This window comes from Azospirillum melinis, from assembly GCF_013340935.1.
In the GTDB taxonomy this organism is placed as follows: Bacteria; Pseudomonadota; Alphaproteobacteria; order Azospirillales; family Azospirillaceae; genus Azospirillum; species Azospirillum melinis.
On the sequence record NZ_WHOS01000026.1, the window covers coordinates 87,268 to 100,301 of the forward strand.

Sequence of the window (13,034 nt, forward strand, 5' to 3'; positions counted from 1 at the left end):
GTCAGGCCGATCTTGCGAAGGCATGGCTGAAATAGGCGTGAGCCAGGAAATTCGACACGTCCGGCAGCGTCATCGCCAGCGTGTCCAGCAGCGTGCGCAGCGCCTCGCTGGAAGCCATGGCGTCGGTGCGCTCCAGGCTGTTGCGCGCGGCGGCGACGATGGCCAGCGCGCCGCCGGTCGGGTCCGTCCCGGTGCCGACGCCCTGGCTGGGCAGCGCCCGCATGTGCCGGTCGAGTGCCGCCAGCTGGAAAGCCAGCGCACGGGGGTTGGCTTCCTCGCCCAGCAGCAGATCCAGCACAGGCGTGCGCAGCACGCTGGTCAGGTGGCGGGCGCGATAGGTCATCACGCTCTCGCCCAACTCCAGCAGCACCGACAGGGTGGCGGCCTGCATCGGCTCGTCCTGGCGGTCGAGATCGGCGACATGGACCCCGCGCATCAGCGCCACCATATGCAGCGACCGCTCGATCCGCCGGCCGATGTCGAGGAAGCGCCAGCCGGCACCCCGCGTCATGCTTTCCTGCTCGAGGCCGGAGAAGGCGGCCAGCATGATCATCGCATCGTCCAGCCGCAGCAGCAGCGAGGCCGCATCCATGCGTCCCTTCGGCTGCTGGGTCTGGCGGTCGATTGCCGATACCACCCGCCACATGTCCATCGACAGGCGGTCGCGCACCGAATAGGCGGTGCGGTGCAGCCTCAGCACCTGGGCACGCAGGCTGTTGGGATGGTCAGGGTCCGTCACCGCCGCATGCAGCGCATCGCGCAGGCCGCGGCTGTTGCCGCTTTCCGTCACCCGCGCCAGTTCCGCCGGGATCATGCCGAGCGAACCGAGCAGGTCGAGCAGCGGGCGCTGCTGCAAGGTGGCGCCAGGCATGTTGCTGTCGATCAGGCGGCTTTGCGTCGCGCGCAGCAGACGCAGCGCGCCCTCCGCCCGTTCCGCATAGCGGCCGAGCCAATAGAGGCCGTCGGCGACGCGGCTGGGCAGATCGTTGGCGGATGGACGAGCCCCGCTGGATGTGGGCTCCATCGCCAGTGCCGTCGGGCGCGGCTGGCTGGATGCCACGTCGGCACGCCGCGGCGCCAGGATCCAGGTATCCTTGCTGCCGCCGCCGCTCTGCATCGACACGACCAGCCGCCCCGATTCGCTGGACACGCGGGTCAGGCCGCCGGGCATCACCGCATAGCCGCCGCTGGGGGTGGCGCAGAGGAAGACGCGCAGCACCAGCGGGCGCGGCTGGAGCCGGCCGTCCTGCCAGACCGGAGCGGTGGAGAGCGCCATCTGCTCCTGCGCCACGAAATACCAGGGCCGGCGCTTGATCCGCTCGGTCAGGGCGGAGCGTTCGGCAGCCGACAACTGGGCGCCGAAGATCGGCTCGAAGGACAGCGACGGGAAGGCCGGCTTGATCACCAGACCGTCGAGATGATCGATGACGTAGGCGCGTTCGGCATCGTTGCCGCACCACCAGCTGGCGACGCCGGGCAGCCGCAGCTCTTCCCCCAGCAGGTGGCGGCAGAGCGTCGGCAGCGACGACTTCATCGCCATCGATTCCATCAGGCCGGAGCCGAGCGCGTTGGCCATCACGACGGTGCCGGCCCGAACTGCCTCGATCAGCCCGGCGACGCCGAGCGAACTGTCGGCGCGCATCTCCAGCGGGTCGGCGAAATCGGCGTCGAGACGGCGCAGGATGACGTCCACCTGCTCCAGCCCGGACAGCGTCTTCAGATAGACCGTCCGGTCGCGAACCGTCAGATCCGCCCCTTCCACCAGGGTCAGGCCAAGATAGCGGGCGAGATAGACATGCTCGAAATAGGTTTCGTTGTAGGGGCCGGGGGTCAGCAGCACCACGCGCGGCAATCGCCCGGCGGCGCTTGTCCGCGGCGCGATGGACAGCAGCGTTTCCTTGAAGGTGTCGAAGAAGCCGCTCAGCCTCTCCACTTGGCAATGGCGGAAGCTGTCGGGCAGGACCTTGGCGATCACCGCACGGTTTTCCAGCGCATAGCCGCTGCCGCTCGGTGCCTGGGTACGGTCGGACAGCACCCACCAGCGCCCGTCGGGCGCACGGGCGAGATCGACGGCATAGAAATGCAGATGGACGTCGTTCGGAACCCGGATCCCGTGGACCGCGCGACGGAAGCCGGGGTCGGCATGGATCACCGACGGCGGCAACCGGCCATAGCGGGTCAGCGTCTGCGGTCCATAGATGTCGGTCAGAATGGCGTTCAGCAGCGACGCCCGCTGGATCAGCCCCGATTCGATGGCCTTCCATTCATGGGCCGGCAGCAGCAGTGGCATCATGTCGAGCGGCCAGGGCCGCTCCATCCCATTGGGATCGCCGTAGATGTTGTAGGTGACGCCGTTCTGGTGCAGAAGCCGCCGCGCTTCCTCCCAGCGTTGCGCCATCTGTTCGGAGTCGAGCGGCCCCAGCGAACTCATGAAGGTTTGCCAGTGCGGCCGCAGCCGGCCCTGGCCGTTCACCATCTCGTCATAGACCTGTCCGGAGCCATAGCCGATGGCGTCGGCCTCGCCGAACAGCGATCCCTGGGTGAAAGGGACCGGCGGCATCCCGGACGGGACCACGGATGCCGGGGCGCGGAATGGCTGATCGGGCTGGGACAAGGTCTGACTGGTGCGTATTGCCTATGAAGGAAGCAACAGTCTGAACGTCCCCGTCCGTCGATGCAAGGCTGGTGGGCTTGGGATCCATCCGAAAGAGGAAAGATTCCGTGGCGATCCTGTCATTGATGGATGATCGCAGGCCGGTGTCCTGAAACGAAAAAACCGGAGCGCCGCGCAAGGCGACGCTCCGGCTTGCCGGAAATTGCGGGCCGATTCGACGCCGTCGGGTCGTCGAGACTCAGCTCCGTCGCAGATCCAGCGTCATCGGGAATTGCGGGTTGCGTTCCTCCGCCGGGCTGTCCATCGGTCCAGGAGTATGGCCGAAGGGGAAGAAGCGGGCCAGGCGGCGCCCTTCCGCTTCGTTGGCATTGACCGGGAAGGTCTCGTAGTTGCGCCCGCCCGGATGCATGACGTGATAGGTGCAGCCGCCGATGGACCGGCCGGCCCAGCTGTCCAGAATGTCGAAGATCAGCGGGGTGTGGACCGGAATCGTCGGATGCAGGCAGGAGGGGGGCTGCCACGCGCGGTAGCGCACGCCGCCGACGAACTCGCCCTCCACCCCGGTCGGGATCAGCGGCACGCGCCGGCCGTTGCAGGTGATGACATGGCGGGCGTCGATCAGACCGCTGACGCGGACCTGCACCCGCTCCACCGAGCTGTCGACATAGCGCACCGTGCCGCCGCCGCCCGGTTCCTCGCCCAGGACGTGCCATGGCTCCAGCGCCATGCGCAGCTCCATGGTGATGCCGCGCTGGTTAACATGGCCATAGACCGGGAAGCGGAAGTTGAAGTGCGGCGCGAACCAGCTGTCCTCCAGCGGATAGCCATGGTCGCGCAGATCCTGCAACACATCGGCCATGTCCTGCTGGAGGAAGTGCGGCAGCATGAAGCGGTCGTGAAGCTCGGTGCCCCAGCGCACCAGACGGCCTTTGTAGGGATGCTTCCAGAAGCGCGCGACCAGCGCCCGCATCAGAAGCTGCTGGGTCAGGCTCATCTCCGCATGCGGCGGCATCTCGAACGCACGGAACTCGACGAGGCCGAGGCGGCCGGTGGAGCTGTCCGGGGAATAGAGCTTGTCGATGCAGAACTCCGCCCGGTGGGTGTTGCCCTGCACGTCGACCAGCAGGTTGCGCAGCACCCGGTCGACCAGCCAGGGCGGGCAGTTGCCGCTCGCCGCCGCTTGATCGATCTGGTTGAAGGCGATCTCCAGCTCATAGAGCTGGTCGTCGCGCGCCTCGTCCACCCGCGGCGCCTGGCTGGTCGGGCCGATGAACAGGCCGGAGAAGACGTAGGACAGGGCAGGGTGGTTCTGCCAGTAGGTGATCAGGCTGCGCAGCAGGTCGGGGCGGCGCAGGAAGGGGCTGTCGGCCGCGGTGGCGCCGCCCATCACCACATGGTTGCCGCCGCCGGTGCCGCAATGGCGCCCGTCGATCATGAACTTCTCCGCCCCCAGGCGGGACTGGCGCGCATCCTCGTACAGGGTGATGGTGTTGCGCACCAGATCGTCCCAGCTGTGGGCCGGGTGGATGTTCACCTCGATCACGCCGGGGTCCGGGGTGACGGCCAGCGAGTTCAGCCGCGGGTCCTTCGGCGGCTGGTAGCCTTCGATGACCACCGGCATCTCCAGCTCGACCGCCGTCGCCTCGATCTCCGCCAGCATCGCCAGATAGTCTTCCAGCGTGCTCATCGGCGGCATGAACAGGTGCAGGCGCCCGTTGCGCGCCTCGCAGCTCAGGGCGGTGCGCACGATCCACCAAGCCGACTTGCCGTCCTCCGGCAGTTCGTCGCGGATTTCCGCCATGATGCGCTGGCGCTGGGCGATCCGCTTGTCCGTGTGGACGCCACGGTCGGATTCCTGAACGGCACCGCGGATCTCATGCCGGCGCTGCACCGGATGCGGGGGCAAGGGGCCGCGATCCTCGAACGGGTCGGTTTCCCAGGCATAGGGGTAGTCGGATTTCGACACCCAGGGCAGGGAGCCCAGCGGCAGGCGGTAGCCGACCGGGCTGTCGCCGGGGATCAGCAGCAGCTTTTCCTGGCGCAGCGGCCATGTGCTGGAGAGCCAGACCGGGCCCTGCTGGGTCATGCGGCGGTTGATCGGCAGGACGAAGCCCACCGGTTCCGCCAGGCCACGGGTGAAGACGCGGGTCAGCCGCTCCCGCTCCTCCTTGTCCTCCAGCTTGCTGTTCAGCGGATCGACATTGATGGGAAGCTGCGATTCCTTGCGCAGGTAGTGCCAGGGATCCTCATAGGCGCCGAGCACGAGGTTCGGGTCGAGGCCCAGCCGCTTCGCCAGCGCCATCAGGAAGACGCCGGCATCCTGTGCCGTGTGGCCGTAATCGGTGTCCTCGCGCGCCAGCAGGTCGCTGTTCGCCCACAGCGCCCCGCCATCGCGGCGCCAATAGACGGTCATCGCCCAGCGTGGCAGCGATTCGCCGGGATACCATTTGCCCTGGCCGAAATGCAGCAGCCCCCCGGGGGCGAAGCGCGCCATCAGCCGATGGATCAGGTCGGCGGCCATCTTGCGCTTTTGCGGACCGAGCGCCGTCGTGTTCCACTCGGCGCCGTCCATGTCGTCGATGGACACGAAGGTCGGCTCGCCACCCATGGTCAGGCGGACGTCCTCGGTCTTCAGAACCTCGTCGACGCGGTGGCCCAGCGCCTCGATGGCGGCCCATTGCTGCGGGTTGTAGGGCTTGGTGACGCGCGGCGCCTCGTAGATGCGGGTGACCGACATCTCATGGCCGAATTCGACCTCCGCCTCATCGACGAGGCCGGAAATGGGAGCGGCGGAAGAGGCATCGGGGGTACAGGCCAGCGGGATGTGCCCTTCGCCCGCCAGCAGGCCGGAGGTCGGATCCAGCCCGACCCAGCCGGCACCGGGGAGGAACACCTCCACCCAGGCATGCAGGTCGGTGAAGTCGCTTTCCGGACCGGACGGGCCGTCCAACGCCTTCTGGTCGGCGGTCAGCTGGATCAGGTAGCCGGAGACGAAACGGGTGGCGAGCCCCAGGTGACGCAGGATCTGCACCAGCAGCCAAGCCGAATCGCGGCAGGACCCGGTGCGCTTGGTCAGCGTCTCCTCACAGCTCTGGATGCCGGGTTCCAGCCGGATGACGTAGCCGATGTCCTGCTGAAGCCGCTGGTTCACCGCCACCAGGAAGTCGATCGTCGGCGTCTTGTCCCGCGGGATGTCCGTCAGGTAGGTGGCCAGTCCCGGACCCGGCTCCTCCGTCTCCAGATAGGGGCGCAACTCGCGCTGCAGCCAGTCCTCGTAGGCGAAGGGGATGTGGCTCGCCTTCTCCTCCAGGAAAAAGTCGAAAGGATTGATCGCGGCGATCTCGGCGACCAGATCGACCTCGACAACGAACTCGCGGGTCTTTTCCGGGAAAACGAATCGGGCCTGGAAATTCGATTGCGGGTCCTGCTGCCAGTTCAGGAAATGCTGCTTGGGCGTGACCTTCAGGGAATAGCTGAGGATCGGTGTCCGGCAATGGGGCGCCGGGCGCAGCCGGATGATCTGGGGGCCGAGGGAGACCGGCCGGTCGTAGCGATAGATCGTCTTGTGGTTCAGCGCGACGTGGATCGCCATTGAAAACCCCGCCTCATGCCTGTTCGATGATGTTCGCGCCATGGTTTGGTCCAGGGTCGCCACCGCAACGGTAACACCGATAAATCCGCCCCGACAGGGTGCCCCGGCGTCGATCCTACCGCAGTTGCGAAAAAGTCACGAAGTTACCTGTGACGCGCGCTGCGGCTTTCTTCCGTTCGCGTTACCCTTTATATCCTAAGCGAACGGGCTGGCGTTGCGGCGGGGATTCGCGTCTGGATGGTGTCGGTGGCGGCTTTTTCATCAGCGGGCGGCAACCGGGGTTCCGGCGGTATGGGCGACGCGGGTCCGGGCGGCGCCGGGCGGGGAGTCGTCACCGGCAAATATTTCAATTTCAAGCCGCTGCCGCCTCCGGCCGACATTCTCGGCAATCCGCTGGTCGTCCCCAACCTGCCGACGCACAAGCTGCCGAAAGAGACCTTCGGCAGCCGGGTGAAACGGTTTCTTGCCCGGATGAATCTGGGAAGCCAGTCGGCGGAGACCCGCCTGCGCTGGAAGCTGTACGACACCATTCAGGCGACGATGGCGTCGCTGTCGCCCGCCGTCACGCTGGTTGCGGAGAAGCGGGCGCCGGCAAAGAGCAAGAAGCTGTCGGTTCCCATCGTCGTCGTGCGCCACCCCTATCACCTGCGCCACGTGTTCGAGATGCTGCCGAACATCCCCGACACTCACTCGGCGGAACGGCGTTTTCTTGAGTTGCTGATGACCCGTGCGCTGAAGCGCTACGGCGAGCAGATGGCGCTGATCAAAGGCAGCCCCTTCTCCTTCGAGCATGAGGCGCGGGAGTATTTTTTCGCCGGATTCCGGCTGGAAAAGCAGATCAAGAAGGTCAACAGTCCCGACGAGCGGTTCGCCGCGTTGCAAGCCATCCACACCAGCTATTTCCACGGCCGCAATTATTACTATTTCGCTCTCCTCCGGCGTGAAAAGCTGGCGCCCGACAACAAGCTGTTCATGCTGTTCGCCCGAGCCGTCTATTTCATGGCCCGTGTCGACTGGAATGGCGAGCTGCTGGACAAGCCCAACCCGCGCATGCTGCCCAGCCGCGACGACATGCTGTTTTTCGTGGAGCGTGACAAGTCGGTCGTGACGCGCTATCGCACCGACCAGGATTTCCAGCGTCAGGTCAAGGCCGTGCTGGAGGCTTTCCCCGCTTCGTGACGTCCCGTTTCCCCATCCAAGGTTTCCTGCGATGCGCGCCCTGTCCCTGGTTGGCGGTTTTCTGGCTGCCGGCTCCCTGCTCTCGGTCATGACCGCGGTCCCCGCCCTTTCGGCTTCGGCGGAGACCCTGTCGCCCGAGGCGGCGGCTCCGGCTGCGCCCGCCTGCGAAGCGGCGGAGACCCCGGTGGCGCAGTTGATGTGCCGCGATCCGAAGCTTGCGGAAGCCAGTGCGGCGATGGATGACGCGCTGGCGGCGCTGGGGACCACCACCGACGACACCGGCCGTGCGGCGATTGCGGATGCCCAGACCGTTTGGCGGGCACGCCGGGACGAGGCCTGTCAGGTGACCGCGGCCGATCTTGCCGACTCGAAGGCCAGTAAGACCCGCGGCGACTGCCTGTTGCGCGTTCTTCGCCAGCGCACGGCCGCGCTGGAGACGGAGCGTCAGGCGCGCTCGCATCCGGTCGGCGACCTGCCGCTGTCCGTCACCGGTGCCGCCGCCCGCCGGTTCGACACACCCGAGCCGCATATCCCGCCGTTCAGCCGCAAGGTGGCCCTGTCGACGCTCGCCGGCCGCTGGGCCAAGGCCGATCCGACCGACCGCGCCGCCATTGACGATTGCCGCAGCTCCTACCTGGAGATCGGGGCAGATCGCGGCCTGCACGCGGTGGATGCGCGGCTGCCGCAGTTTCCGCTGAACGGCACGCTGGCAGCCGACGGCGATCCTCTCCAGGGGGTGGCGCTCCTGCCCGCCGGTCCGGCGGAAGGCACACCGGCACCCCTGGCGACCCTGCGGCTGTTGCCGGCCGATTCGGCTCGCCTCGACCGGCTGGTCCTGCGCATGCAGCCGCCGGCGACTTTCGCCGCTGAATTCGTGCGCTGCCGCTAAAGCCGTGACAGCAGGAAGCGGACGGTCAAGGACAGCCGTTCGCCCGGCGGCAGGGCGATCACGCCGGCATCGGGCTCCTGCGGGCGGTTCAGCGCGTCGGTCATGTGGGTGACCGGTTCCAGGCACAGGTAAGGCTCTTCCGCCGGAGCATAGACGATCAGGTGAGCGGCCGGCCCGTCGGCGAGCATGGTCAGGCGCAGCCGCTCCTGCGGGCGGTCGAGCGTCACCGAACCGCTCCAGCCGGTGAAGCCGTTGTCCAGCGCCACACGGTCCATCGTCACGCCGTGGCGTAAATCCCAGGCCGGGGGCAGCGGGCGCTTGCGGCAGGGCAGGATGGTCTCGTCATTCTCCCACATGCTGCTGACATCGGCGGTCACCCGGCTGCCCGGCGTCTTGACGAAATAGGGATGCAGGCCCAATCCGGCCGGCATGTCGCTGTCGGCCTCGTTGATGAGGTCCAGGGTGACGGTCAGCCCCTCGCCGTCCAGCGCCACGGTCTGCGCCGCGCGATAATTCCAGGGCCAATCGTCCGCCCGGTGGGCGAAGCCCATCCGCAAGGCATCGTCGGTCACAGCCTCGACGTTCCATGGGGTGGACCAGCCATGGCCGTGGATGCGGTGCGGCGATCCGGGGTCGGTCGCCAGTCTGACCTCCCGGCCCTGAAAGACGAAGCGGCCGCCGCCGATGCGGTTGGAAAAGGGAACCAGGGGAAAACAGGCCATGTCGGGGGCAAAATCGCCGGCCAGCGCTCGGTCGGACGCCCGCCGGAACAGTTCCACCGGACCATCGGGGGTGGACAGGCTCCAACTCGCCAGCGAGCCACCGCAGTGGGGGGCCGCCGTGAGAGTCATCGGCCCGTGTCGCAACGCGATGATGGTGCCGTTCCGGATCATGCGTTTCTCCCATCGTCAGCGTTCCGATTTTTTATCGCACATGCGAAGAGCGAAGGGAACGGGCCCCGCAGTCAACAGGCCGCATGGCGCAATGCTGACACAACTCTTGTGTTTTTGATGAAAAATGCGGGTATCGTACACCCGTCATTTACCCTCGCTGCGCAACCATGCTTCTCCGGCGATATGTTCCGGCGGCGTGCCCTGGCCGGTGCGGCACGCCGGCTCGATCGACAACGCAGGCGCGGCGCCGTTGTTGCGCCCTGGCTGCACCATCCGCCATCTGATGGAAAGGCCCTGAGTGTCCAGTCCCCAGCTCAGCCGCGCAACACCGACACCCCATCCGGCCATGGCTATGCTCGATGAGGCGGAGCTGTGCGGCGCGCTGGCGGATTACCATGCGCTGCCGGCGCGTCTGGTGATCGGTGTAGCGATGCGGTCGTACCTGGACCCGCTGCTTCTGACGCCGACGGAACTGATCCATCTCGCCAAGCCGCTGAAATCCTGTCTGGAGCAAGGCTCCCTGGTCGAGGCGGCCATCACCAGGATCGCGACAATCCAGGCACGCGCGCCGGGGCAGGATCTTCAGGTTCGCCGCCGCGCCATCCGCGCAGCGGTGGACGAGAGCTGGGCAAAGGCTCGGGTCGCCCAGGTTGCCTTCGCCGCCATGCCGCGCGGCCGCACCTCCGTCGACTGGCTGTTGTCCCAGGGAAGCAAGACACCGACCGGCGATGCCGATTACGACCTGCGCGTCGCCATCGGCCTGGAACTTGTCGACCTCAAGACCTGGAACGGCAAGCTGGACCGGCTGCTGGAACTGCACCAGTGGGATCGGGATGAACGGCTGGCCTCGGCCGTCGATGGGGTGATCGGCGACATCCTCGCCTCTTCCGCGGCGGGTGCGGAGCTGTTCGGCGCCAACCTGCTGCCCGGCGCGCTGCTGGGAACCCTGTGCGACCTGCTGTTCGGCCGGATCGGCATGGAGGCCATCGGACCGAACCGCGTCGGCGTGCTGAACGCCCTGTTCCGCCAGAACAAGCTTCCCCAAGCGAAGGCCGCGGTGCTCGACCGCATCCGCCGCCAGTTGAAGGCGCCCCAGCCGCTGGGCCGTGGCGCCTTCGATCAGGAAGCGGAGATGCTGAAGACGCTGGTCGGCCATCTGCTGACCCGCGACGGGTTGATCGGCGGTGCGGCGATGGCCGATGCGTTGACAGTGCGCTATTCGCGCCGGCTGGAGCAGGGGGGAGCCAGCGCCTATCGCCGGTCGATCGTCGGGCTTGGCGAGGGGCAATCGGACCTGATCTGCCGCATCCATTACCTGACCCGCGTCGCTGCCGCCCCCGCCGCCGAACGGCATGCCGACGAGATCCTCGCCTCGCTGGAGGCTGCCGTCTGCAACGAACTGCTGATCGAGAACATGCTGGTGCAGACGCCCGACACGGCACTGCTGGAGCGGGATTTCGTTCGCGCGTTGGCGGCGATCCGCTCCGCTCCGCTGCCGGCCGACACCTGCGAGCGGATCGCCGCAAAAGCCGAACGGGCGGTGGACGGCTATGTGAAGACCGGCCAGCTCGCCGTCCGCCTGCGGCAGGTGGAGCCGGTCCTGCGCCGCCGCACCGTCCGGCTGGCGGAGGTCGCCTGCTCTGATCTGATCCGCGAGGACGGGGCGTTGCCGCTGATGCGCCAGCACATCCTTGAGATCGTCCGCCAACCGCAGTTCCAGGCCGAGCTTGCCCAGCCGGAGAGCGAAGTCGCCCAGGCCGAGGTGCGGCGTCTGTTGGAACTGCTGGACCGGCTGCGCCAGTTGGCGACGGCACCAGCCCCTCCGCCCGTTCTGCCGCCTGTTTTTCCGGGAGCCGTGCAGCCCACCGTGGATGTGGCGCAGCTTTCGCCCCAGGGGCCTCCGCCGAAAGGCATGCGCGGTGCCGAGACCATCCTTCACCCGGTCAGCCGCCAGCCGGCAGGAACGGCATCGTCGAAGCCGGCTTCCGGGGTGAGACCCGGCCTGTGCCCAAGCTGCTACACGGCTCAAGGGAGCGCTGGCACCTGTGCCGCCTGCGGTTTCCCCGAAAAGTCCGATAACCGGCCGGGCGTGCATCTTGTGCCCGGCACGCTGCTGCATGGCCGCTACAGGGCCGGTAGGGTGCTGGGGCAGGGTGGATTCGGCGCCACCTATCTGGGCTGGGACGACCGGTTGCAGGTGAAGGTGGCGATCAAGGAATATTACCCGGCCAACCTGATCGCCCGGATTCCCAACACCGCTGCCGTTTCCCCCTTCTCGGATGAGCATGCGGAGACCTTCGCCGCCGGCCTGGAGAAGTTTCTGGAGGAGGCGCGGACGCTCGCCCGCCTGCGCGACGTGCGCGAGATCGTCGGCGTCCAGGATTTCTTCGAGGAGAACGGCACCGCCTATCTGGTCATGGAGCTGCTGGAGGGTCGCACCATGAAGAAGTATCTGGTCGACAGCGGCGGACGCATCGACGTGAAGCGGACCCTGGCCGTTGTGATGCCGATCGCCAAGGCTTTGCAGGCCATCCACGACCAGGGTCTGATCCATCGCGACATCAGCCCGGACAACATCTTCCTGACCAATGGCGGCGACCGCAAGCTGCTGGACTTCGGTGCCGCGCGGCAGACCGCCCGTCCGGGGGCCGGCATGACCGTGATCCTCAAGCCGGGCTATGCCCCGCCGGAGCAATATTCCAATGAGGGGCGACAAGGCCCCTGGTCCGACGTCTATGCGCTTTGCGCCACCATCTATCTGGCTCTGACCGGCCGTACGCCGCCCGACGCCACCGCCCGCTTCATGAACGACAAGGTGCCGAAGCCGTCGGAACTGGGCGTGGCGCTGGCGCCCGGATTCGAAAAGGTGCTTCTGTCGGGGCTGTCCATGCGCTGGCAGGACCGGCCGCAATCGATGAAGGACCTGCTGCGGGCCATGACCAACGCGCTGTCCGGCGGCTGAGTTCGGAATCAGCGCGCAAGAAAAAAGGGACCGGCGAACCGGTCCCTTTTTTTCGGTCGGCTGATGCGGCGACGTTACTTCGCGTCGGCTGCGACCTGCATCTTGATGATCTTGTCCGGGTTCGAGACCTGACCGTTGCGGGCCTGATCGCCCTTCTTGATCATGTCGACGAACTCCATGCCCTCGACCACGCGGCCCCAGACGGTGTACTGGCGGTCCAGGAACTGGGACGGGGCGAAGCAGATGAAGAACTGGCTGTCGGCGCTGTTCGGATCCTGCGCACGGGCCATCGACAGGGTGCCGCGGATGTGCGGGGTGCTGGAGAACTCCGCCTTCAGCTTCTGGCCGGAGCCGCCCATGCCGGTGCCGGTCGGATCGCCGGTCTGGGCCATGAAGCCGTCGATGACGCGGTGAAAGACGACGCCGTTGTAGAAGCCCTGGCGGGTCAGTTCCTTGATGCGGGCGACGTGGTTCGGCGCCAGGTCGGGCCGCAGTTCGATCACCACGCGACCGTCCTTCAGGTCGAGGTAAATGGTGTTTTCCGGATCCAAGGCCTTCGCCTCCCCTTGAGAAACTGTAAAGAACGAGACAGTGAAGATTGTGGCGAACAGAGCCGCCAGCAATGCGCGGGTCCACCGCTTCATGCGAAACACTCCGATGAGCCGAAATCCGCGCCCCGGACCATAGGGGAAAAGCGGCGGAATGCAAAGCCGCGCTGGCGGGGAGTTCGGCTGGTCGGCCAATCGATAGGCGGGCCGGTCGGTCTGCCACCCGAAAGATCCGCCAAAGGTCACGGATGACGGCCGCTCGTCCGGGTGTTCATCCGGGCGTGGACGTGGCATGCCGGTTCTGACGATCGAACGGGAAGGGGCGGGGCATTGAGGCTGGGGCGGGCGATAGCGGGG

The 13,034-nt window shown here is 67.0% G+C and carries 7 protein-coding genes; 3 read left to right on the forward strand and 4 right to left on the reverse strand.

Going from position 1 to position 13,034, the window contains the following annotated elements:
* Window position 1 precedes the first annotated feature (1 nt).
* Both GBZ48_RS19695 and GBZ48_RS19700 read right to left on the reverse strand, forming a co-directional pair.
* A complete protein-coding gene (locus GBZ48_RS19695) occupies window positions 2-2,560 on the reverse strand; it encodes a circularly permuted type 2 ATP-grasp protein (RefSeq protein ID WP_174472541.1) in 2,559 nt (852 codons plus the stop codon).
* A 292-nt stretch (window positions 2,561-2,852) separates the two neighbouring features.
* A complete protein-coding gene (locus tag GBZ48_RS19700; RefSeq protein ID WP_174472542.1) occupies window positions 2,853-6,206 on the reverse strand; it encodes a transglutaminase family protein in 3,354 nt (1,117 codons plus the stop codon).
* A gap of 291 nt (window positions 6,207-6,497) precedes the next feature.
* Between GBZ48_RS19700 and GBZ48_RS19705 the strand changes: the two genes are divergently transcribed.
* Together GBZ48_RS19705 and GBZ48_RS19710 are read left to right on the forward strand one after the other, a co-directional pair.
* A complete protein-coding gene (locus tag GBZ48_RS19705; protein WP_246307319.1) occupies window positions 6,498-7,385 on the forward strand; it encodes a hypothetical protein in 888 nt (295 codons plus the stop codon).
* A gap of 31 nt (window positions 7,386-7,416) precedes the next feature.
* Entirely contained in the window at window positions 7,417-8,274 is an 858-nt protein-coding gene (locus GBZ48_RS19710; RefSeq protein WP_174472544.1) for a lysozyme inhibitor LprI family protein, read from the forward strand.
* Here the strand turns inward: GBZ48_RS19710 and GBZ48_RS19715 are convergent.
* A complete protein-coding gene (locus GBZ48_RS19715) occupies window positions 8,271-9,167 on the reverse strand; it encodes an aldose 1-epimerase (RefSeq protein ID WP_174472545.1) in 897 nt (298 codons plus the stop codon). The two genes, GBZ48_RS19710 and GBZ48_RS19715, sit on opposite strands and share 4 nt — an antisense overlap.
* Window positions 9,168-9,513: 346 nt before the next feature.
* On the opposite strand from GBZ48_RS19715, the gene GBZ48_RS19720 reads away from it, so the two are divergent.
* On the forward strand, window positions 9,514-12,129 hold the full coding sequence (locus GBZ48_RS19720) for a serine/threonine-protein kinase (RefSeq protein WP_174472546.1): 2,616 nt from the start codon (window positions 9,514-9,516) through the stop codon (window positions 12,127-12,129).
* A gap of 74 nt (window positions 12,130-12,203) precedes the next feature.
* Here the strand turns inward: GBZ48_RS19720 and GBZ48_RS19725 are convergent, their stop codons facing one another.
* Window positions 12,204-12,773 carry a peptidylprolyl isomerase gene (locus GBZ48_RS19725; RefSeq protein WP_109446258.1) on the reverse strand — a complete coding sequence of 190 codons (570 nt, stop codon included), beginning with the start codon at window positions 12,771-12,773 and terminating at the stop codon, window positions 12,204-12,206.
* Between the last annotated feature and the right edge of the window lie 261 nt (window positions 12,774-13,034).